The following is a 22370-nucleotide window of genomic DNA, read 5'->3' on the forward strand; positions in this document are numbered from 1 at the left end:
GAAGTACGGGCCAACCTTCCCCGATCGCTTCGCGTCCCTGGGCGACGCGCGGGCCTTCATCAGTGAATTCGTGGATTGGTACAATCACGCTCATCAGCATTCTGGCATCGGGTTCCATACTCCAGCCAACGTCCACTATGGCTTCGCCGATAGCGTCGCCGTGAAACGCTCACAGACCTTGGCTGCCGCGCGGGCCAAACACCCCCAAAGGTTCAGCAAGGCCACCGATCCCAAGATCCTGGCCCTACCCGGACCGGCATGGATCAACCAACCAAAGGAGGGCACCGAAACAGAGGCAGCCTAACCACTGCCTCACTCACCCTGGTACCGCTTGACTTGAAAAATTCCGGAATCCCGAGGATGTAGATCTAGACCGCCATTTCCCGCTTGGGACGTTCTTTGATGTTACTGCGTATCGTAAAGCAACCTCCGGCCTCACTACTGAGCAGGCAGAGCTAATTGATGGAGTGCAGGCGAGCCGAGTGAGTGCCGAACGCTTGTGTGCTGCGCTGGCGGTCACCGGCCTGTGCACATTCATCATCGGATTCGTAGCCGGACTGTCACTGTTCTCGACAATGTGGACCATACTCGGTTTCGGGATCGCTCTGACGCTGGTGGCCGTGGGCCTGATCGTCGCGATTGCTGTTCGAAAGCCTTTGCAAGTCGGAGACCCCAACCCCGTGAACGGCCCGAACGCAGCTCTCTCGATCCTTCTGATGTCTGGACTGGCATGCGCCACAGTCGTGGGGCTCACCATTACTGGTTTCATAGCTCTCTCAGGTGACACAAGTCTGGAAAGCAGTCCTGCCCAAGACGTCGTGACGTGTGTTGGCGCGGGTGCAGCCGCACTAGGAATTGCGTCATTTCTCGGTGCCGTGGCAATAAAGATCAGCATCCATTTCGCCCGTCCACGACAAAGTACGCCTTAACCAACCAGTCGTTCTTCTTGGCTTCACCGAGGCTTGGGCTAAGTCGGTCGCCAACAGCGTCAACCACGTCTTCAGTTGGCGCCGTCGGAAGCATCAGAGCGTCAGGAAGATTCTCATCCTTCGATTATCTGAAAATCACCTTGCAGTCGAAGTTCGCCGATGGTGATGACCTGAAGGTCTCCGACCTCAAGCATCTTCCGCGCGTTCTCTTCCTCGAAGAAGACGTTCTCGACGGCAGCATCCGTCAGGAGCTCGATGGCCTCTCCCCCGTCTGGTGTTGCTCGAACTGTGGCCATGTAGTGATACGCGTAGACCACGTCCCCGGTGGTGATTGCATGCTCGCCTGCGTCATCAACGTCGCGTTCTTCCCAACTGATCGTGTATTCAGGATGCTCTGCTTCAATGCGAAAGCATTCGGCTTCATCACTGACGATTCCGACCAGCGGGTCGATCCTTTCTTCAGCATCGAATGGAGAGATCTGCTCAGCGAAGATCAGATACACAGTCTGACCGCTCATGCTTTCGCCCCCTCGTCAGCGAACACTGTGGTCCGCTTTCGAACGATGCTGGTCCCACAGCCGGTCACAACTGCGACCAAGATACCTGTTCCTGCCAATGCTCCACTGAGTGTCATGTTTCGTTTCGCATCGGCACGGCATTTGACGATTGCCTCCGGCAGCTTCAGTCCGTTTGCTTCGGTGATCCGCATCGCGTTGAGGCTCGACGGGCAGGCCCACATCCCCTCATCATCTGTATAGGTTCCCTGCCCGATTTGAACAAAGAACCCTCCAGCGATCAGACCGACAGACGAGACCCCCAGAAGGGTCAGTGGCAACCATGCGCGCTGTCTCCTGACTATCATGATCAGAAACCAGACCGCGACCGCTGCTCCCGCGACGACCCATCCGAGGTACACCCACTCCACCCAGGGTGCCTCTTCCCAATGGTAGAGATCTACCGATTCGTCGGTAGCCACAATCAACATGCGCGCTGTGCCTCCACCGTTCACCGTGATTCTCCTTCAAAGCCCAGTCGCGACAGTCTCACACTCAATATGCCACACTGGCCCGTATGGTCCCCGGCACCGTGAATGAACTCTCAGCGCACGATCGCATGATCCTCGACCTCGAGAAGACAGAGCACACGTCAACTGCTCGCGACGCGCTGTGTCAGCACATCGAGCTGCCACTTGATGAGTACATTGTCGTGCTCGAGGGGATTGTCGATACGGATGCGGCCTATAGATACGCCCCAGACGTCGTGAATCGAGTTAGGCATCTGAGAGCGGAGAGGTTTGCTTTCGAACGACGGCACGGGCGGTGGAAGAGCCGCGCATTTCAGTGAGTGCGAGGAACATAGAAGCTAGTAGGCTGACCTGAATCGAGTCTGAGCAGAGTTCCTGCGGATTCGCGGTCAGGACTGTGAGCAGAATTTTCCGCTCGGATTGGATGAAGCTTGAGAGAGCTCGCACTCGTCACCAAGTACACAATCGAGGTCTGTGATCAGTAAGAATGAGTGAACTCGCTCGTAGTTCGGTCCTGCTCACCGGCTTGAGCTACCCGCTCCTGGTTGCGGGAATCATCCTTCTCTTGACCGGGGTGACCGTAGCTGGCGCCGTTCTGTTGGCATCAGGCGTCTTTCTGATTGGTGTGAACGAGATCTGCCTTTACATCGCCAGAAGCAACGTGGTGCCACAAGACTCCCACTCGTAGCCCCTTGCATCACCACCAGAGCCTTTCCCTACTCCGGGAGTGACTTCTCGATCAACGTGATCTACTCGGACGTGTGAGGAGTTGGCCCGTCCACGACGCGGTAGGTCGTCTGGACCATCCCGCCATCGAGGACTGTTGTGCGCACGTGCTCGAGGTCCACATCTCCGCCAAGCGAGCCGAACAGTGACGGCCCATCGCCGATGAGCACAGGCACTTGGGAGAGAGTGAGCTCGTCGACAAGTTTGGCAGCAAGGAACCACCGGACGGTCGCCCCACCGTCGACGTAGACGCGGCGGCGACCATCCCGCTGCAGTGCGTCAACGGCCGCCTCGGGCGAGCGGTGCACGATGATTCGAGGGTCAGCATCTGCGGCAAGGGTCGTACTGATCACATGGATCGGGCGACCGAGGTAGGGCCACTCTTGGACGGATGCGATGGCCTCGTAGGTCTTCCGGCCCATCAACACCGCGTCAACCGACTCAACGAACGGTGTGAAACCCGCATCTCCGGCGGCCTCGCCGCGGCTGGTCAGCCACTCCAAGTCCCCGTCCGGCCGCGCAATGCGGCCATCGACACTCAACCCGAGAAAGACGACTGCACGGAGAGGCTTCTGCACTGTGGACACAGGATCAAGTATGTCTGCTGCGAGCGAGAACGATCAAGGAAAATCGGCAACACTCAGGCACTGCGGCCTTGCGTTCACAATCAGTTTCATCCCACCCCTTGACTTAGAGTGCACTCACAGTCGTAGGTTGGCTTCCATGACTCGGCACACCACAAACCTTCAACGCCCTGAAAGTCTCCAGCGAGCGCTTTCGGTCGATGACGATGTGGAGCTCTCGATCTCAGACGTCTGTGCGCTCCTCGACATCAACGCACACACCGCCCGCTACTATGAACGCGCCGGGCTCCTCGAGGTGCCTCGGAACCACTCGGGACACAGAATCTATGATCAGAAGGCCGTCGCTCGCCTCGACTTCCTCGTTCGCATGCGGACCTCCGGGATGGGCATCAGCGAACTCCGTCGATATGTCGACCTGGTCCGCGTCGGAGAGGCGACAACCGGGCAGCGTCTGCAGATCATGCTCGACCAGCGCGAGCGCATCGTCTCCCAACTTCACGAGCTGGAACTGGCCCTCCTCACAACTGACTACAAAATCGCCAAATACGGCGGGGTTCCCGATGACGACCGCGCACCGGCAGATACCTCACCGAGCTCCCACCACCAAGAAGGAGATCCATCATGACCACCACCCACCTCGGCGACCTCAGCGTCTCCCCCATCGGCTTCGGCTGCATGGCTTTGTCCCACGTCTACGGCGGCACCACCGACGACGCAGCACGGGACACATTGAACACCGCAGTCGATGCCGGCATCACCTTCCTCGACACCTCCGACGTCTACGGCGAACCCCGCGAGGGTGCCACCGGCCCGGCCGGCACCAATGAAGAGATGCTCGCACCGTTCCTGGCCAAGCGCCGCGACGAGGTCCAGTTGGCCACGAAGTTCGGCATCACCGCCGGCCGCACCGGAGCCAACGATTCGGACAAACGCACCGATGGACGCCCGGAATACGCACGCTCTGCCTGCGATGCTTCGTTGGCCCGCCTCGGCGTGGAGACGATCGATCTCTACTATCACCACCGCCCGGATCCCGATGTGCCCATCGAAGAGACCGTCGGTGCCATGGCCGAACTCATCGAAGCGGGAAAGATTCGCCACATCGGTCTCTCTGAGGTCACCTCCGAGGAACTGCGGCGGGCCCAGGCCACCCACCCGATCGCCGCACTCCAGTCCGAGTGGAGCCTGTGGTCCCGCGACGTCGAGGACCATGTCGTACCGGCCTGCGCCGAGCTGGGCGTCGGATTCGTGCCCTACAGCCCCCTGGGCCGCGGGTTCCTCACCGGCACACTGACCAAGGAGCAGGTCGCCGGTGACTTCCGCGGCGGCACCACCCGCATGGGCAAGGCGTGGGATGCCAATCAGAAGATCGTCGATATCGTCGCCGAGGTGGCCCGCCGACATAACGCTTCGAACGCTCAGGTGGCGTTGGCTTGGCTTCTCGAGCGTGCCAGCCAGATGGGTGTCTCCGCGGTTCCGATCCCGGGATCGCGCAAACCCGAACGTGCACTTGAGAACCTCGGGGCCGTGGAGGTGTCTCTCGACGCCGATGACATGAGACAGCTCGATTCGATTCAGTCACTGGTCGAGGGCACTCGCAATATCGTGGACAACCCGAGCTGGATCAGCTCCGGGCGGGAGTGAGCCTGGGGTTCTGACAGTCAGTACTGCCGGGTCCGAGGCCGGGAGGTTCTCGAAGAGGTCATCAGAGCGCAGAGATGATTGGTGCAAGGACTGCAGCGACAAGGAGTGCTCCAATCACAATCGCCACGGCAGCGATCACCGTCATCACGGTTATGGACATAGTCCACCGCACGGGCGGCAGCGTTCGCACAATGATCACGCCCAGTGGAAGCAATATGAGAATGCCGCTGAGCGCCCCGGGCATCAGGCTCCATGCCGCCACACTGATGGCGAGGTGGCCAGCAGCGTTGGCGATCAGGGCGTAGGCACCGCACACCAACGCCTCGGCGCTCCATTTCGCCCGGGTCGACACCGCGATCACGGCGACCGTGAGAATCGCCGCAGTGACGATCACGAGCGCGAGACCGAACTGCTCCTGGTCTCCGTGAAGTGACCGCCCCGGCAGCCAGGGGTGTGCAGCTATCCAACCCGTCAGACCCAGCAGCCATTCCTCAGCATTATGCAACGCCAAAGCGACAATAGTCGCCGCCCAGAAGACTGCAAGACGTTTCTGGGTGGGCAGTTCGGGCTTCGTACTTACATCAGTCGCGATGTGCATCATCTCGCTGCTCTCTTACACTCGTATTAACTCCTCTTACGAGTGTAAGATGATCCCATGGAACAAGCAATAGGGGATGGAAAGCGTCTGGTGGCCGAGGCATTGTGGCGCGTTGTTGCCCGGGATGGCATGACGGGAGTCAGCGTGCGGACCGTGGCCGCCGAGGCCGGCGTAAAGGGGGGAACAGTCCAGCACTATTTCCCTACGCGGGCTCAAATGGTGCACGACGCCATGGAGTTACTCGCAGACCGTTTCACGCAGCGGATCACTGCCATGCCGCGGACCGGGCCGACGCACGAGTGGACGCGGGCGATCCTGCTGGAACTGCTCCCTCTCACTGCAGAGCGACAGCGCGAGTTCAAGGTCTGGCTCGCCTTCACTACCCATGCCGACACGAACCCCGCGCTGACAGAGCTCAAGCACATCTTTTCAACCCGACTCGGGGAAATGTACCAGCGACTCATCCGAGCCAGGAAGGCAGCATTCCCCGGCATGGTTGACGATGCTCCCCCGGAGGCCGTTCAGTCTGACTTCCCGGAGACAGCAATCCTGCAGGCTGTCATTGACGGCCTATCGCTTCAACTTGCGGACCTGGATCCTGACGAGGCAGCCCACTTGGGTGCTCGCCTGCTCGATCATTACCTCGCCAAGTCTGATGCTGAGCATCCCAATCGCGCCCAGTAACGAACAGGCGCTGCAATCCTCCTCGTTGCGCATTTCAAGGCGACAGGGGCGTTCTACCCCAGCAGCCCTATCAACGACTCCCGCACCTGCAGCACGGCTAGGAATCCGAACAGCAGGAAGCAGACCGTGAGCAGTACGTTGGACAGCCCCTTGTTCCGCAGTGCTGTCGGCACCGAGGTTCGATTAAGGATGACGAGGAGCGCGATCGCGAGCACCGGGAGGATGAAGGCACTGATCGCGGCGTAGATGAGGACCAGGGTCACGGGCTGGCCCAGACTCATGATTGCCAGGGTGGCGATGGAGAGGTAGACGAGTGCGCCGCGGAACTCGACCGACTTTGCCGACATCTCGTGTTCGGGCTTGTCCTGGTGCGGGTAGCGTCGCAGCACGCGTATGCAGTCGGCGGTGACGTAGGCGATGCCGGAGAATCCGCCGAGCACACTGGTGTAGACGACGGCGAGGAAGCTGATGAGGAAGACGATTCGTCCTAGTTCGCCGATGCGTGAGACCAGGCTGTCGGCGATGGCGAACAGTGAGTCGTTATCAGCGATCGTGAAGCCCTGGCCATATAGGATGAAGGCGCCAACGGCACTCATCGCCACGGCGAAGACGAACACCAGTGCGTAGCTGATGAACAGGTCGATGCGCACGACAGGTTTCCATTCGGCGGCGCGCCAGGACTTCTCGCGGATCCAGTATGAGTAGGCCAGTAGTCCGGTGGCTCCGCCGACCCCGCCGATGAGTGACATGACGGTGATGATCGACCCGTTCGGGAAGGTCGGGGCCACGGTCTCCACAGCCACCGCCTGAGCTTCCTGACCCTGGAACACTGAGATCGCCAGCGCAACGATTCCGAAGAACATGATGATGCCGAAGCCGATCATCGCCTTCTCGACCAAACCATAGCGTCCGATGCCGACGAGGATCGCGGCCGAAAGCAGCACGACGACCGCGGTCGGCCAGAACGGCAGCACCGGGAAGAGCGCCTGCAGAATGTTCGTCGTCACGGCGATGACCCCGGCGCCGAAGAACAGTCCGACAAGCAGCTCTGCGATGAGGAACAGAGTGGGGAACAATCGTCCGCCGAATCGGGTCAGGTGGGACTGCAGTGATCGGTCACCGCTCATCTGCAGGCGAGACACCGCCTCGGAGAGGACGAATTTGAGGAGGATGCCGACAGTGAAGACCCAGATGAGCGCGAGCCCGTACTCCGCTCCGGAGTTCATCGTCGTGATCATGTCCGAAGCACCGACGCTGGCCAGCGCGAGGACGATGCCCGGCCCGACCAGCCGCAGTCTTCCGGCCAATGTTCCCGGCGCCGAGGTGGTGGTGTCGGTTGTCTGCGGAGTCGTTTCGGCGGACATGGGTGGGGTGGGGCTCCTTCACATGAGTTCGTCGACGAAGGTACGTGCGTCGTCCGAATGAGCTTCATTCGCACGAACGCCGTAGACGTTGGCGTCGTTCGCTCAGATGAGTATGGACGAGACCGTCACATGTCGGGATGGAAGTCTCATAACCCGGGAAGGAGCCCTGGCTCAAAGCCGAAGAAGAGGGCCGCTGGGTTCCATTCTAACCTCCACACCTGAGGGCCGTTTCCAGGCTCCGGGCGTATATTCGACGCCATGACTGATGCACTCGAAGACGGTCCGTTCTTCCATGGCACCAAGGCACAGCTGGAGGTCGGTGACCTGCTGAGAGCCGGGTTCAATTCGAACTACCGGCCCGAGGTCGTCATGAACCACATCTATTTCACCGCACTCACCGATGGTGCGGGACTCGCCGCGGAGATCACCGCGCTGGACGGAGAGCCTCATGTCTATGAGGTCGAGCCGACCGGCGACTATGAGAATGACCCCAATGTCACCGACAAGAAGTTCCCGGGAAACCCCACCCGGTCCTATCGCAGCACCGAACCCTTGCGAGTCGTCCGTGAGGTCACCGACTTCAAACGCCTGACCCCGGAAGAGCTTCAGGACTGGCGGGACAAACTGGCGAAACTCCACGCCGACCCCGCTGCGAAGATCATCAACTGAGCGTTTTGAACTGCCCAAATGCCGTCAACCGCCGAAGAAGTTCTCGGCTCGGAGTACAGTAGTCGAGCGTGAGCCCCGACGATGCCCCTCGCGCGCCGACGCGTCCCCCGCTGTCGATTTCGCTGGCCGCATTCGTCTCCAGCTTCGACCGTTTCGCGATCAGTCCGCTCATCGTTCTCGTGGCCCACGACCTCGGCGCGACCCTTGCCGAAGCGCTGACGATCGCCAGCGCCTACTTCCTGGCCTACGGCGTCAGCCAACCCGTATGGGGGATCCTCTCCGACAAGCTCGGGCGGGTTCGCCTGATGAAGTGGACACTCTTCGCCGCGGCCCTCACAGGCGTGGCAGCGACCTTCGCCCCGACGCTGAGCATCCTCGTCATCGCTCGCGCTCTGTCCGGTGCGTTCTACGGAGCCATCGTCCCGACCTCGTTGACCTATGTCGGCGACACCGTCGACGAGGCGAATCGTCAGCCCGCACTCACCGATCTCATGGCCGCCATCGCCGTCGGAACCGCGAGTGCCACAGCGTTGGCCGGGGTCCTCGCACATTTCATCGACTGGCGAGTGGTCTTCGCCATCCCGGCCGTCCTCGCCGTCGGATGCGCCTTCGGTCTGCGCCGACTGCCTGAACCGCCCCGGGAGCAGCCGGGTAGCGTCGTTGCCACCATCCGTGCCGCGATCACCCACCGGTGGGTGCTCATCGTCATCGGCCTGGCCTTCATCGAAGGCGCCGTGGTCCTCGGGGTCCTCACCCTGCTCGCCCCGGCCCTGCAGTCCCAAGGCACCGGCGCGGCGATCGCCGGCCTGGCCACCGCCGCCTACGGTGTCGGCGTCATCATCACCAGTCGCATGGTCAAGGCCCTCAGTTCTCGTCTGTCAATGCCGCGGCTCATCGCAATCGGCGGCAGTGCGACGGTGCTCGCCTTCGGACTCCTCGCCGCGCACCTGTCGATCACCATGGTCATCATCGCCGCACTCCTGCTCGGCGCGACCTGGTCCTTCCAGCACTCATCCCTGCAGACCTGGGCGACCGGTGTTCTGCCGCAGGCCCGCGGGACCGTCGTCTCATTCTTCGCAGGCACCCTCTTCGCCGGAAGCGCAGTCGGTGCCGCGTTCGGCGGTGGACTCGGCGACAAGAATCAATGGACGCTGCTGTTCGCGATCACGTGCGCCGTCGGCCTCGTGCTCACCGTATCCATCGTGGTCAGCCGCCGCATCTACGCGGGTCCGCGCAAGAGCTGAGCTGCGCTGAGTTGAACTGAGTTGAGCTGAGCCGACGAACCTACCGCCCGAAGTACTCCGTGCAGGCCCGGCGGACTGACTCGATCGCCTCGTCGTCGATGTCGAGGTGCGTGACCCAGAGCAGCTTGCCGTGTGCACCGCCGGTGATGATGCCGCGTTCGCTCAGGAACTCGGAGAACGCGGACATGTCGACACCGTCCGGGGACAGAAAGACCATGTTGGTCCGTGCTGCACCGGCGCCGAGCTCCGGGAAGTCTGCGAAGACCTCTGCCAGGCGGGTCGCACGGTCGTGGTCCTCACGCAGACGCTGGACGTTGTTCTCAAGCGCGTAGATGCCTGCGGCGGCGAGCACACCGGTCTGGCGCATGCCCCCGCCGAGCGTCTTGCGGATGCGCTTGGCCCGACCCACCAGCTCCTTGGTCCCGACCAGCAGCGCACCCACTGGGGCGCCGAGGCCCTTGGACAGACACAGTGAGATCGAGTCGAATCGACCCGTCAGTTCCGAGGCTTCGCGGCCGGTGGCCACGGCAGCATTCATGATCCGTGCCCCATCGAGATGAGTGGCCAGACCACGGCTGCGCGCCAATTCGGTCGCCTCCTTCACGTAGTCCTCGGGAAGGAGGCGACCGTTGAAGGTGTTCTCCAGCGTCAGCAGCCGGGTGATCGGATTGTGGAAGTCATCGGGTTTGATCGCCGAGGTGATTGCATCCAATTCGATGCTGCCGTCGGGTTCGTTGGGCAATGGCTGCGGTTGGATCGACCCCAGGACCGCCGCTCCCCCTCCCTCATCGCGGTAGGCGTGCGCGGTCTGGCCGACGATGAATTCGTCGCCGCGTCCGCAGTGAGCCATGATCCCGGCGAGGTTGGCCTGCGTGGCCGATGGGAAGAACAGCCCCGCTTCCTTCCCGAGGAGCTCGGCGGTCATGACCTCGAGCCGGTTGGTCGTCGGATCTTCGTCGTAGACCGCGTCGCCCACCTCGGCGTCGGCCATGGCCTTGCGCATTCCCGCGCTGGGTTTGGTCACGGTGTCGGAGCGGAAATCAACCCGCGGACCATCTGTTGCGTTCATGTGCTCAGTTCTCCGCGGTTCGGGGGCGGGCGACGGGGTGGTTGCTGGCGATCGAGATGCGGTTGAACGAGTTGATGAGGATCACGGTCCATTCGACTGCGGAAATCTGTTCCGCCGAGAGGAACTCACCGGCTTCGGTGGCGATCGCGTCGCGATCGGCCGTCTTGTCGATGATGGTCAGCGTCTCCGCCAACAGCAGTGCGGCCTTTTCCTGATCGTCGAAGATCTCTGCCTCACGCCAGGTCGGCAGCAGGTCGAGCTTGATCTCCTCGACCCCTGCTTTCCGGGCTGCCGGAGCGTGGATGCTCAGGCAGGTGCGGCATCCGTTGATCTGGGAGACTCGCGTGTTGACCAGCTCGAGGAGTCCATCGCTCAAGCCTGCTGCTCGGGCGACCTTCCGCGAGGCGGTCGCGGCCTGGACCATGGACTTGTAGACCTCGGGGTGGATCTTGTCGATGTAGGGACGATTGACGTTGGCTCGTGACACTCTTCAGGCCTCCCGTTGGACGAGGTCGATGTCGGCGCCGGTGGCCTTGCGGAATTTTCCGCCCTCCGCCAGGTAGTCATCACCGGTGTCACCCAGCTTCTTCACGAAAAGCGGGCACACGGGCACCACTGTCACGCCCTGCTCACAACTGCCGGCCAAAGACTCGGCGACCAGTACCTTGGAGAGTCCACGGCCGCCGAACGCCTCATCGACCTCGGTGTGGTGGAAGATCCGCTCTCCTTCAGGCCCGGTGATGAAGAAGGCGCGGCCGGCGTCGGTTCGGGAGGCATCCCTGATGACATAGGCACCGCGGGCTTCGTCGAGTTCGACGGTGACGGCCTCGCCGGTCTTGTCCTTGAGTTCTTCGCTCATTGCTGATTCTCCTTATTCTCGGATTCGGTGTGAACGTGCGGGGGCGGATTCTTCCGCGCTTTGATGCGAACCTCGGGCAGCCTCGGCGCGGGCAGCCTGGACATGCCATCGGCGTTGCGACCGGGGCCGCCCTTTCCGACGTAGCCGTCGACGGCACCGAAGCGGTCACCTTCTGCCTGCCATTCCTCGCGGTACTGCGCGATCTCCTCATGGGTGCGGCCGATGAAGTTCCACCACATGAGGATCTCTTCGTCGAAGGGTTCACCGCCGATGAGGACGATGCGTGCGTCGGTATCGGCACTGTTGCTGACGCGCATTTCGGACAGTCCCACACCGGTGTAGCCGAGGGCGTTTGCCGGCACGGGGACGTCTTCGACGGTGATGACCCCGGAGTCGACGAGGACTCCGTGTTCGAAGGCCGGGTTGATCGGCAGGTCGATGGTGGCACCGGGACGCAGCCGCACCTCGGCGCCCATGAGCGGGGAATAGGTGTTCACGGGTGAGCGGGTTCCCCACAGTTCGCCGAGGAAGACGAGGAATTCGCCGCCGTCGAACGGTGTCAGTTCGGGGGCATGGTGTTCGAAGTCCCTGGACTCCTGGTGGCGCACCGAATCGGGAAGCGCCAGCCAAAGTTGGACGCCGTGCAGTGCCGTGGTGTCCTCGGCTGAGACTTCGGAGTGGCAGATGCCGCGGCCAGAGGTCATGAGATTGACCTCGCCGGGCAGGACCATGCCTGTGCTGCCGCCGGAATCGATGTGCTCGATGGCGCCGGCGAAGAGCCAGCTCACCGTCTGCAGGCCGGTGTGCGGGTGTGGGGCGACGTCCATGCCGCCGGAGGTCGAGACGTCGTCGGGACCGTAGTGGTCGACGAAGCACCACGGGCCGATGAGTGAGCGTTGGCGCTGTGGCAGAGTCCGACGCACGGTCATGGCACGCGGACCGCCCAAGGGAACATCGCGGGCGGTGAGGATCTCGACCGGAGCTCTGCCCTGCTGTGCGCACTCGGGGCCGGGCAGCCCACCGGGGCCGCAGACGACCTCTTCGGGTTTCGTCTCCACATTGCTCATATCGATCCCACCTTCGCATTCACAATCAGACACCCGCCGGCGCGGCGCATCCCAGCTCAGACACCGTCAGTCTTACACATTGTGCGGTGAAATCCAGTGGGGGCTGGATGGCGGAACCAGAGCCTTCGCCAGCCGAGCCTCAGTCCCGCGGAATCCGCTTCCGCCACGGCCACCACACGCTGCGGCCGATGTCGTGGACGAGGGCCGGAACGACGAGGGAGCGCACCAGGATCGCATCGAGGAGGACGCGGAAGGTGACGATCAACGCTAGCTGGAACAAGAACATCACCGGGATGACGGCGAGCAGTCCGGACGAGCTTGAGACTAGGGATCCTTCTATGTTTGTCAAGCGGCGCTGAGTCGTGTCTCGTTGGCGTTGAGTATCCGGTAGATCTGGCGCGCGAGATAGCGTTTTAGACAGCGGCGAATCTCCTTGGTAGTACGACCTTCGGCTTGCCGCTTCTCGACGTAGGCCCGGGTTTCGGGGTGATGCGTCATGCGGGTGAGGACAGCGATGTGCAGGGCCCTGTTGAGACGTCGATCTCCACCACGGTTGAGCCGGTGGCGGACGGTGTTACCCGAGGACGCTGGGATGGGGTTGACGCCGGCCAGAGCGGCGAATGCCGCTTCAGAACGTACGCGACCGTGATGGGACCACGCAGTCAGGCAGATGGCCGCGGTCACGGTTCCGATGCCGGTCTTCTCCAGCAGTGGCGCTGCCTGCGAAGCACGGACGAGCTCATCCATCCGCGTACTGTTGGACGCGATCTGCTCGTCGAGTTCAGCGACTCGTTTGGCCAGCCGAATGACCTCGGTCCTGGCGGTTGCAATGCCGAGGTCTTCGTCGCGAGACCGCCACCGGGCAACTGTCGCGATCTGAACGCGGGTCAAGGGTCGGCGGGCTTCAAGGCCCAGGTCAACGACGCGCACGAGCGCGATCAGCGCGTTAACGGTCGCGGTCCGCTCGGCAGTCATGTGATCACGAGCCGCGATGAGGACCCGCAAAGCCGACCGCACTCCTTCGGCGCGGCGCGGTTGCCGTAGCTGGGCGGTGTCCAGAGGAAGTACCGCAGTGGCGATGCGGTGAGCGTCCAGGGAATCCGATTTTCCCAGGCTTCGGTTGGCTCGTGCGTTCATCCGAGCGGCTTCCACAACGGTGTATCCGGCCCTGCCGAGCGCAGCAGCCAGACCGGCTCCGTAGGAGGCAACGCCTTCGATGACCCACAGCGCAGCCAGATCACCACCGGTGCGACGACCAGCCCAGGAGATCGCCCGAGCCATTCCAGCAATCGTGGTGGGAAATTGGGCAGTATCGACGGCTTCGCCACTGGCAGTCAGGACCGCCAGAACGTGATTACGGGCGTGGGTGTCGACGCCGATGACGAATGGGTGAACATGAGCGACGATAGACATAGCGGTACGGGTCCTTCCTACACAGGAACAGTGGTCTGGCCGCTGGCGGCCGGCACCGGTCTGGGTAGGAGTCACTTCGGGGCAGTACTGTGATGAGTCACGCTCACAATGTGAGCGGACAGCCTTCTGATCAAGTCACCGGAGTGGGCCAGGACGGTGCCGGCAGCCTCACCCCGGACGGACAGATCCCTAGCAGGCCACCCTCAAAGAAGGGGCTGAGCATGTCTTGAGTCACGACCGGAGTGAAGCGACCAACTCCTATCCTCGTCAGCCGGTCCCAGACCAGCCACCCCAAGACTCACAGCATGTCTCCTTTAATGGCGGAGCCATGTCAGGATCGCGCTGATCACGACTGCCGCTCGATAGGTGATGGCGAGCTTGTCGTATCTCGTCGCTAGCCCTCGCCATTGCTTGACGTAGGCAAACGAACGCTCGACGACATTGCGGTTCCGATACGCAGCGGCATCGAACGCCGGCGGCCGCCCACCCTTGCTGCCGCGCTTCTTTCGAGTCGCGATCTGGTCTTTCTTCTCCGGGATCACTGTGCGGATTCCACGCGAACGCAGGTATTCGCGGTTGCCTCTGGACCCATAAGCACGATCCGCCAGAACGGAGTCCGGGCATGTGCGAGCACGCCCACCACCAGCCCGGGGCACTCGAATATCAGCCAGGACCTGCGGCAGAATTACCCCGTCGTGACGTTGCCCGCCGGTGACCACCACCGCCAAAGGTCGACCCTTACCGTCGACGGCATGGTGGATCTTCGTCGTCAGCCCACCACGAGAGCGACCGATGCCGTGCCCGGCCGGCTCACACTCCGAATCGGGAGAATTCTTGTAATTCGACGTAGCCCCCTGTGTCTTGGTCAGGGCGTGTCGTGTTCGTTGCATGCTGGTGGGCACGGTTGATGGTGCCATCGACGGAGACGTTCCAATCGATGTCACCGGCAGCATCGGCATCAGAAAGCACGTGGGCCAGCACCCGGTCCCAGGTGCCGTCGGCGGCGTAGCGGCGGTGGCGTTTCCATACTGTCTGCCAGGGGCCGAAGTGCTCGCGTGGCAAGTCGCGCCAGGCGATGCCGGCCCGGTATCGGTAGACGATTCCTTCGACGATTCGACGGTTGTTCTCAAACGGTCGGGCTCTTTTGCCGACGTTCGAGGGCAACAGTGGTTCGATTTTCTCCCACTGCTCATCAGTGAATACTCGGTGTCGTTGCTTTGTCGTCACCAACCCACCGTGTCAGTCCTGGAATCGTCAATAAAGGAGACACGCCCTAGCTCGCCCAGCAGTTATCCACTTGTTTCGAACACGGATGCGGAAACAGCTACATACAATCTTAGGGTAGCGAATAGTGAGGCCCAGCCGGTTCTGATTTCGTCCAGCTGGCCTGAAGGCGGGAAGTATCCTGCGGATCAGGAAGAACCAACCACTGTCTCGTGGCCAACCTTGGACCAGAGCACGCTCAAAGACTCTTTCATCAGCTTGGATCTCGAGGGCCCAGCACGCCCTTTTGAAGTTTCGGCTGCTGTGTACTCTTCAGTGGATGAATCCGGAATCCCAGTTGGCGAGCCGTCCGTGGAGACTTGCACTATTGGGGGTGCACAGCTCTCCGACTGTGATGTAGCTCCGAATCCCGCAAACCCAAGTAGTTCTGTGGTGAGGCTGCTGGTAGTCGGGAGCGACTCCCAATACGTTTCCGTGCAAGCAACGTGGGTCGTTGAAACCGATGAGGGCCCGCAAGATATCATCCAGGCGTGGGCCTTCAATCTATTTCACTAAATACTAAAATCGGCCATTCCGGATGATCTCTTTCTTTTGCGTAAGAAAGAAGCTCCATGCCTTCATACTGAGCAGCATCTTTAGGCCACCTTGAACTCGAGTCCCCTGCAATCTTTCCGGGTTCGAGAATGCGAAGGACCCCTTCTGCGCTTTGAATATACAAATAGCCGTCATCTAGTACGTAATATTTTGAGTTCACTGAATTATTCTGCCCTACCTCAGATGCACCTACCCAATATGCTTCGATTCGGCTAGAAAACAAACCCACCCTATTGGCTATTTGCCGCACTTCAGGGTCAGAGAAATCCAGGCCGATTTGCCGCGTAATCCCACTGGCCACTCCTTCACCTTTGATTAGAAGCACGACTTCTTGCGGTGCTTCGAGGCTGTCGACTGACAAGCTATAGGAGTCAACCTGGACACCTGGGCCGGCGCCAGGGTAGACGATGGGCTCGCTGCCTTCGGCTAACTGGAGTGCGGCGCCGACCCATCCGATCCGACCGGACGGGAGAAAAGCAATATCGCAGTCGTAAAGCTCAGACGAGGAGGACATCTTGACTTTAGTAGTCTTGTAAATCGTCATGAGGATTCCTAGAGATTTTTCGCAGAGTAGAATACTGGCTTATTCTACCAGCAATACTTCACCCCACGACTGCGCGCTCTCCCAAGAAGGCCGGATCGGATTATATTTCATGAGTCCCAACCTGCGGACGGAATTAATGACGCATCATCGTAAAACTTAACGCTTCGTCGTAAATAAGTGTATGCGTCGAGAATTTTTAGACGCCAATGTCACTTGCCTCTACCCCAAAATTGAGGAATCCTCTATACAAGATGTGGTTTCCTCAGTCCAGCGGAATCCGCTTCTGCCACGGCCACCAGACGCTGCGGCCGATGTCGTGGACGAGGGCCGGAACGACGAGGGAGCGCACCAGGATCGCATCGAGGAGGACGCCGTAGGTGACGATGAACGCTAGCTGGAACAAGAACATCACCGGGATGACGGCGAGCGCGGCGAAGGTCGTCGCGAGCACGATACCTGCCGAGGTGATGACTCCACCCGTAGCCACGAGACCGGACAGCACACCCTTGCGGGTGCCCACATGCAGCGACTCTTCCCGCACGCGGGACATAAGGAAGATGTTGTAATCGATGCCCAACGCAACGAGGAAGACGAACGCGTAGAGCGGCACCGACGGGTCCGCACCGGGGAAGCCGATGAGGTGGTTGAACACCAGGGCAGAGACTCCCAACGCCGTGCCGAAGGACAGCACCGTCAGTGCCACGAGCAACAACGGCGCGACCAGCGAGCGCAGCAGCAGGATCAGAACAATGGTGATAACTACGAGGATGAGCGGAATCGCCAAGGTCCGGTCCGCCTCGGCGGTGGTGTTCGTGTCGAGGTCAACCGCAGTCTCCCCGCCGACCAGGGCATCGGGGTCGGCATCATGGACGGCGTCGCGGATGGACGTGACCATACCCTCAGCCGCGAGGGAGTCGGCAGCGTCGGAGAGTGTCGCCTCGAGGAGGACCTGCCCGTCGACCTTCGTGGGTGTCGGCGGTGTTGCCGGTGGCGTCGACTGTGCGTCGGGCCCGTCCTGACCCTGAGGCGCCTGACCCTTGGGCGCCTGGCCCTGAGGAGCTTGAAGCTGTCCGTCCTTGTCGATGGCGACGGTTCCACTTGGGGAATCGTTGGCCACGACAGTCATCGATTCGACTCCGCCGAGGTTGCCGACCATCTTCGCCACATCCTCAAGCTGGTCTTTCGCCACGACGATCTGCGTGGGCGAACCGGAGCCGCCGGGGAAATGCTCGGACAGAACCGCTTGGCCGTCGCGGGCCTCGGATTCGCCGAGGACGAAGTCACTTTGTGCGATGCCCGAGGCCTTGAACTGGGGGAACGCGATCAGCGGGAGTGCGAGAAGGACGATGAGACCAATCCAGATAACGCGCGGACGCTTAGCGACCACCTCGGCGATACGATTCCACAATCCCTTCTTCGCCGGTGCACTCGTGGATATGCGCACCTGCGGGCGGAAGGGCCAGAACACGCCCCGGCCGATGACCATCAGCGCTGCGGGCAGGAAGGTCAGTGCCGCGAGCATGGCCATGACGATGCCGATCGCGGCGACCGGGCCCAGCGCGCGGGTCGAGGCGAGGTCGGTCAGGAGCAGGACGAGGAGGCTGGCGATGACCGTGCCGCCCGAGGCCGCGATCGGCTCGAGCACCCCCTTGAACGCAGCCAATCCCGCTCTGACTCGGTCGCGTTCGATCAGCAGAGCATCTCGGAAGCGGGCGACGACGAGCAGGGAGTAGTCCGTCGTCGCACCCACGACGAGGATGAACAGAATGCCCTGGACCTGGCCGTTGATGAGGAGGATCCCTGCATCGGCAAGGTGCCAGACGACGAAGATCGAGGCCGAGAGTGCTGCCACCGAGGTGAAGAGGACGATGACGGGCAGCAGGGGCGAGCGGTAGACGATGAGGAGGATGACGAAGACCGCGATGAGCGCGACGAGCAGGAGTATCCCGTCAATCCCGGCGAACGCCGAGGTGAGGTCCGCGGAGAATCCGCCCGGTCCGGTGACGTACACATTTGTCGAGGTAGTGGAGTTGCCACTGCCATCGGAGGTTGCACTGTCGGCGGCGGTTGGGAAGGTCTTCGCGATGATGGAGCGGATCTGTTCCACGTCGTCGGCGGTGGTGCCTGTGGCCACCGGGAGGATGAGTTCGAGAGCGTCGCCGTCCTCGGAGGGGATGACGGGTGAGGCGTCTGCGGCCAGCAAGCCCTTATCGTCAAGCGCTTTGGCCAGGTCTTTGAGGTCAGCCGTGCTGTCCTTGCTCACCCCGTCCTTGTTCTCGAGCACGACGATGGCCGGAACATAGTCCAGGTCGCTGAACTCGTCGATGAGCCCTTGGGCCTTGGTGGACTCGGCCGACTCGGGGAGGAAGCTCGACCGATCATTCGTGGCCACCTCGGAGATCTTGCCGAAGTAGGGGCCGCCGACTCCCGCGATACCTACCCACGCGACCATGAGGACGGCAAAGAGTGCGATGAGGGAGCGGCGGGCGGGGATCGTCGGGTTGCGCGGCTTGGGTGACCCAGTGGACTCGTCGGGGACTGAGGAATCGGGCTTGGTCGGCTCCGGAGGGGTGCTGGTGAGCAGGTGGCGGGGCATGTTCCCAGAGTACGCCGGTAGTCGGTGCCACGGCATCGTCTGTAAGCAGTCTCCCTGATCAGCGATGCGAACGGCGGTTCGCTTCGCTCGCTCCGAGCTTCTCGCATTCCAGCGCAATCACAAGGTCTGCTGCGACGTGTGGGTCAGTGAGACGACCGCCAAGCTCATGTTCAAGCAGCCCCAGTCGGTAGCGAACGGTGTTCGGATGGATCTGCAGTCGACTCGCCACCTCAGCCACATTTGCTTGACAGTCGACATACGCGGTCAGCGTCTCCCAAGCGTTCGGGCCCGTCGAGACTCTCTGAATGAACCGCCTCACCACCTGCTGGTCAAACCGCGAACTCATTCTGGCCGCGGCCCATTCGTTCGGACGCATCTCATCAACAAGGACCACACGTCCAGAGTCGGCTGCCGCTAATGCAACATCAGCCGCCCTCAACATCTCCGGCACCTGGCTCAATGCAGTAAACGGTTCGGAGACGCCAGAGCCGATCACGTCAGCACCCGCAAAATGCTCGGCAATGTCGAACTCGGAGACACATAGGGCTGTCCGCTCTATCACCGCGGACATCTGCCCAGAATCGCTGATGACGATTCCGCGTTCAGGCTTCTTCCCATGTTTGGATCCACGAGAGCCCGCCGAAATTCTCGCGCGAATGATACGCACGGGCTCGTACGAGTCGAACCCGAAGTTCTCCAGGACGCGCCACACTCCTGGCTCACGGCCGGGAGAAACCCCCGCTTCCAGGTCACGGACAAGTCGTGCAGACTCTTCGCGTCGCGTGCTCATGGAAAACGTCTCAAAACCTTCGAATGCCCGTAGTAGCTTGGCGCTCGTATCGAGAATGAGCCCCAGTTCATCGGTGCCGTCATCATTGCGAGGGCTCCCCTTGGGCAGAGGAACTACGTCAAGATGCGCGATGTCGCCATCCTCTGGCTCTCCGAGAACTGCAAGGACGAATACGTAGTCGCGTTGCCGAATGCGCACGGTCTTCGATCTCGCGGCCCATCGGCCAATAGTCGTCTCCGCAATACCATGTGTTCGATCATCGTGTGCCGCCTCGGCTCCACGCACCCAGTTGGCAATGAGGTGGCTTGGCGCTGACCCAACGGATCGAGTGACCTCACCCAGCTCGTTGACGACGAGTCCGGATCCGCGGCAGATCTGCGCAGCTCGGATGAGCATGGACCCCAATGGGTCGGCTGAGCTCAGTGCGGAGAGAAGGTTCTCGAATACCCATTCGCGCGACAGCCCCATCACGCCTCCTTGTGTTCAGCAACTTCACATTGACGCTGGCAGCCAACCTATTGAGGAGATCACCAGCACCGCTGCAACTGTTTTGGAATTTGTACAAACCTAACGCAGATCTTCTTGACTTGCTCCATTGACCCAGCGCCTGCGACCAACCGAGTATGTACTTCAGATCACAATCAAAGGAGATCACGTGGCCAATCTGCGAGTCGCCGTCGACGTCGGCGGCACCTTCACCGATATCTGCATTTTCGACGAATCCACCCAGTCCATGCGGGTGACGAAAGTTCCATCCACCCCGGACAATCCGATGGACGCAGTCCTCAACGGGGTCAAGAGAGCGAACGTCGACCTCAGCGACGTGGAGTTGTTCTCACATGGGACCACCGTTGCCACCAACGCCCTCATCACTCGTAAATTTCCCAAATCGGCGATGGTGACCACGAAAGGCTTTCGCGACGTCATCGAAATCCGCGACGGAACGAAAGACGATCTCTGGGATGCCTACTCCGATGTATCCGGCCCCTATATCCGACGCCGCGATCGGTTCGAAGTCACCGAACGCATCGACTTCGCCGGCAATGTCGTCACCGCTCTGGATGAGGATGAGGCACGTAAGCTGGGCCGTCTGCTGAAGAAGCGAGGCGTCGGCACTGTAGCCATCTGCTTCATCAACTCCTACGCCAATGTTGTCCACGAAGCCAGGATGCGCGAGATTCTCACCGAGGAACTTCCCGGAGCCAGCATTTCCACCTCAGCGGAGATCCTGCCCGAGATCTTCGAACACAGCCGGTTCAACACCACAGTCGCCAACGCCGTTCTCGGCCCGCTGGTTTCAGGGTATGTCGAAGCACTCGATGAGAGCCTCACCGACGACGGCTATGCCGGCGAGCTTCTCCTGCTCCACTCAGGTGGCGGATCGATGACTTCCGCCATGGTCAAGCGGTTCCCGGTCAGGCTGGCCGCCTCCGGCATCGCAGCCGGAGCCATCGCCGCCCAACACGTGGCCGAACAGTGCGGCTACGACAATGCTGTCGGACTCGACATGGGCGGAACCTCGACCGATATCTCGCTCGTCGCCGACGGGGAACTGCGAGTGACCAATGACTGGGAGGTCGAATACGGTCATCCGATCGTCTTCCCCAGCATCGAGGTCCTCACCATCGGCGCCGGAGGCGGATCCCTGGCTCACATCGACATTGCGGGATCCTTGCGCAACGGACCGCAGTCGGCCGGAGCCGCCCCCGGACCAGCCTGCTATCGCCGAGGCGGTGCCGAGCCGACGAACACCGACGCGAACCTATGGATGGGACGCTTGGGCACTGACCTTGCCGATGGCGAGATGACATTGGACCGAGCAAGCTCGAAGGAAGCGATCGAGTCGAAGATCGCAGATCCCCTCCACCTCGACATCGACGCTGCGGCCGATTCGATCATCAAGGTCGCCAACGCAAATATGGCCGACGCTGTCCGTCTGGTCTCCATCCGCCGCGGTCTTGATCCCCGCGATTTCGCGCTCATCGCGTTCGGCGGGGCCGGAGCACTGCATGGTGCGGACGTGGCGAAGGAATTGAACATTCCAACGGTCGTCGTCCCTCCAAGCCCAGGCGTCACCTCGGCGCTGGGATGCCTCCTCGTCGACATTCAACATGATCTCTCACAAATGTTCACCGGTTCTGCAGACGCGGTCGACGCAGAGACCGTCGAACAGCACTTCAAAGAACTCGAGCGCGAAGGACGGGAGCGACTTCGCCATGAGAAGGTCGCCGAATCCGACGGCGTCTTCGAACGCGGAATCTCCATGCGCTACCAAGGCCAATGGCGTTCCCTGCAGGTCAAGATGGGCGACGGGCCCAGTGCCCTGCGTGAAGCAGTGCAGCTCTTCCATGAGGAACACGAGAAGCAGTACGCATTCCGGCAGGACGAAACACCCGTCGAGATCTACCAGCTTCATCTCAAAGCTCTGGGCAAGACTCCGAAACCGAGCTTCAAACCATCGCCTGACAACATCAAAGAGCCCGGAGAATCAATCGAGGTTCGTGACGTGTACTTCGAAGGGAAATGGCACTCCACGCCCGTCTACCAACGGGAGAATCTGCCTTCCGGGGCAGCGTTCATCGGTCCAGCGATCCTCAACCAGATCGACGCGACGACAGTCATCCCGCCAGATTCCTCCGCCGTCATCGACGAATGGTTCAATATTCGCATCACTCTGGCCACAGAATCGGCAGAGCCGGCGATGGCATCAAACTCGAACGACTCCACCCCGACTGAGAAGTGAGGAGA

Annotated in this window: 24 protein-coding genes; 9 read left to right on the forward strand and 15 right to left on the reverse strand. The window is 61.3% G+C overall.

Annotated features, from left to right (window positions below; translation table 11 throughout):
* The coding region (locus INT29_RS04115; protein ID WP_193070804.1) for an integrase core domain-containing protein at positions 1 to 304 on the forward strand (304 nt) is incomplete at its 5' end.
* Positions 305 to 482: 178 nt separating this feature from the next.
* Entirely contained in the window at positions 483 to 929 is a 447-nt protein-coding gene (locus INT29_RS04120; protein ID WP_193070805.1) for a hypothetical protein, read from the forward strand.
* 113 nt (positions 930 to 1042) lie between these two features.
* Here the strand turns inward: INT29_RS04120 and INT29_RS04125 are convergent, their stop codons facing one another.
* The gene (locus INT29_RS04125; RefSeq protein ID WP_193070806.1) at positions 1043 to 1447 is read right to left on the reverse strand and encodes a hypothetical protein; all 405 of its coding nucleotides are present in this window, start codon (positions 1445 to 1447) and stop codon (positions 1043 to 1045) included.
* Complete coding sequence (locus INT29_RS04130; RefSeq protein WP_193070807.1) at positions 1444 to 1914, reverse strand: hypothetical protein; 471 nt, start codon at positions 1912 to 1914, stop codon at positions 1444 to 1446. The genes INT29_RS04125 and INT29_RS04130 overlap by 4 nt, the downstream gene beginning before the upstream one ends.
* A gap of 86 nt (positions 1915 to 2000) precedes the next feature.
* Between INT29_RS04130 and INT29_RS04135 the strand changes: the two genes are divergently transcribed.
* Positions 2001 to 2273, forward strand: a complete 273-nt coding sequence (locus INT29_RS04135) for a DUF3263 domain-containing protein (protein WP_193070808.1) — start codon at positions 2001 to 2003, stop codon at positions 2271 to 2273.
* Positions 2274 to 2702: 429 nt separating this feature from the next.
* On the opposite strand, the gene INT29_RS04140 is transcribed toward INT29_RS04135, so the two are convergent.
* Positions 2703 to 3266: a dihydrofolate reductase family protein gene (locus INT29_RS04140; protein WP_193070809.1), complete on the reverse strand. Its 564-nt coding sequence runs from the start codon at positions 3264 to 3266 to the stop codon at positions 2703 to 2705.
* Between the two features lie 136 nt (positions 3267 to 3402).
* Between INT29_RS04140 and INT29_RS04145 the strand changes: the two genes are divergently transcribed.
* Positions 3403 to 3888 (forward strand): MerR family transcriptional regulator, encoded by a 486-nt coding sequence (locus INT29_RS04145; protein ID WP_180958906.1) that lies wholly within the window; start codon positions 3403 to 3405, stop codon positions 3886 to 3888.
* Positions 3885 to 4907 (forward strand): aldo/keto reductase, encoded by a 1023-nt coding sequence (locus tag INT29_RS04150; protein ID WP_193070810.1) that lies wholly within the window; start codon positions 3885 to 3887, stop codon positions 4905 to 4907. Before INT29_RS04145 ends, INT29_RS04150 begins: the two co-directional genes overlap by 4 nt.
* A 61-nt stretch (positions 4908 to 4968) precedes the next feature.
* Here the strand turns inward: INT29_RS04150 and INT29_RS04155 are convergent, their stop codons facing one another.
* A complete protein-coding gene (locus INT29_RS04155) occupies positions 4969 to 5508 on the reverse strand; it encodes an HXXEE domain-containing protein (RefSeq protein ID WP_193070811.1) in 540 nt (179 codons plus the stop codon).
* Positions 5509 to 5562: 54 nt separating this feature from the next.
* Here INT29_RS04155 and INT29_RS04160 point away from each other — a divergent pair, with 54 nt between their 5' ends.
* Positions 5563 to 6189, forward strand: coding sequence for a TetR/AcrR family transcriptional regulator (locus INT29_RS04160; protein ID WP_193070812.1), 627 nt, complete (start codon positions 5563 to 5565; stop codon positions 6187 to 6189).
* A 53-nt stretch (positions 6190 to 6242) separates the two neighbouring features.
* Here INT29_RS04160 and INT29_RS04165 read toward each other — a convergent pair whose 3' ends face one another.
* On the reverse strand, positions 6243 to 7553 hold the full coding sequence (locus tag INT29_RS04165) for an Nramp family divalent metal transporter (protein ID WP_193070813.1): 1311 nt from the start codon (positions 7551 to 7553) through the stop codon (positions 6243 to 6245).
* 258 nt (positions 7554 to 7811) lie between these two features.
* Here INT29_RS04165 and arr point away from each other — a divergent pair, with 258 nt between their 5' ends.
* On the forward strand, positions 7812 to 8222 hold the full coding sequence (arr, locus tag INT29_RS04170) for an NAD(+)--rifampin ADP-ribosyltransferase (protein ID WP_193070814.1): 411 nt from the start codon (positions 7812 to 7814) through the stop codon (positions 8220 to 8222).
* A gap of 68 nt (positions 8223 to 8290) precedes the next feature.
* Entirely contained in the window at positions 8291 to 9466 is a 1176-nt protein-coding gene (locus INT29_RS04175; protein WP_319020833.1) for an MFS transporter, read from the forward strand.
* Between the two features lie 40 nt (positions 9467 to 9506).
* Here the strand turns inward: INT29_RS04175 and ltaE are convergent, their stop codons facing one another.
* The 10 genes from ltaE to INT29_RS04225 form a co-directional block, all read right to left on the reverse strand.
* The gene (gene ltaE, locus INT29_RS04180) at positions 9507 to 10535 is read right to left on the reverse strand and encodes a low-specificity L-threonine aldolase (protein ID WP_193070815.1); all 1029 of its coding nucleotides are present in this window, start codon (positions 10533 to 10535) and stop codon (positions 9507 to 9509) included.
* Between the two features lie 4 nt (positions 10536 to 10539).
* Positions 10540 to 11022 carry a carboxymuconolactone decarboxylase family protein gene (locus INT29_RS04185; protein ID WP_101570174.1) on the reverse strand — a complete coding sequence of 161 codons (483 nt, stop codon included), beginning with the start codon at positions 11020 to 11022 and terminating at the stop codon, positions 10540 to 10542.
* A 3-nt stretch (positions 11023 to 11025) separates the two neighbouring features.
* Complete coding sequence (locus INT29_RS04190; protein ID WP_193070816.1) at positions 11026 to 11394, reverse strand: GNAT family N-acetyltransferase; 369 nt, start codon at positions 11392 to 11394, stop codon at positions 11026 to 11028.
* Positions 11391 to 12461 carry a pirin family protein gene (locus INT29_RS04195; RefSeq protein ID WP_193070817.1) on the reverse strand — a complete coding sequence of 357 codons (1071 nt, stop codon included), beginning with the start codon at positions 12459 to 12461 and terminating at the stop codon, positions 11391 to 11393. The genes INT29_RS04190 and INT29_RS04195 overlap by 4 nt, the downstream gene beginning before the upstream one ends.
* A 139-nt stretch (positions 12462 to 12600) precedes the next feature.
* Positions 12601 to 12810: an MMPL family transporter gene (locus INT29_RS04200; protein WP_226841617.1), complete on the reverse strand. Its 210-nt coding sequence runs from the start codon at positions 12808 to 12810 to the stop codon at positions 12601 to 12603.
* Positions 12807 to 13874 carry an IS110 family transposase gene (locus INT29_RS04205; RefSeq protein ID WP_193070818.1) on the reverse strand — a complete coding sequence of 356 codons (1068 nt, stop codon included), beginning with the start codon at positions 13872 to 13874 and terminating at the stop codon, positions 12807 to 12809. Before INT29_RS04205 ends, INT29_RS04200 begins: the two co-directional genes overlap by 4 nt.
* Before the next feature lie 314 nt (positions 13875 to 14188).
* A protein-coding gene (locus tag INT29_RS04210; protein WP_413463154.1) for an IS5 family transposase occupies positions 14189 to 15101 on the reverse strand; the annotation gives its coding sequence in 2 pieces (ribosomal slippage) (positions 14189 to 14728 and positions 14730 to 15101; 912 coding nt in all).
* Positions 15102 to 15636: 535 nt separating this feature from the next.
* The gene (locus INT29_RS04215) at positions 15637 to 16236 is read right to left on the reverse strand and encodes a hypothetical protein (protein ID WP_193070819.1); all 600 of its coding nucleotides are present in this window, start codon (positions 16234 to 16236) and stop codon (positions 15637 to 15639) included.
* Positions 16237 to 16498: 262 nt separating this feature from the next.
* Positions 16499 to 18832 carry an MMPL family transporter gene (locus tag INT29_RS04220; protein ID WP_193070820.1) on the reverse strand — a complete coding sequence of 778 codons (2334 nt, stop codon included), beginning with the start codon at positions 18830 to 18832 and terminating at the stop codon, positions 16499 to 16501.
* 58 nt (positions 18833 to 18890) lie between these two features.
* The gene (locus tag INT29_RS04225; protein WP_193070821.1) at positions 18891 to 20090 is read right to left on the reverse strand and encodes a helix-turn-helix domain-containing protein; all 1200 of its coding nucleotides are present in this window, start codon (positions 20088 to 20090) and stop codon (positions 18891 to 18893) included.
* Between the two features lie 187 nt (positions 20091 to 20277).
* Here INT29_RS04225 and INT29_RS04230 point away from each other — a divergent pair, with 187 nt between their 5' ends.
* Complete coding sequence (locus INT29_RS04230) at positions 20278 to 22365, forward strand: hydantoinase/oxoprolinase family protein (RefSeq protein WP_193070822.1); 2088 nt, start codon at positions 20278 to 20280, stop codon at positions 22363 to 22365.
* The last annotated feature ends 5 nt before the right edge of the window (positions 22366 to 22370 follow it).

This window comes from Brevibacterium sp. FME37 (assembly GCF_014897485.1).
GTDB lineage: Bacteria > Actinomycetota > Actinomycetes > Actinomycetales > Brevibacteriaceae > Brevibacterium.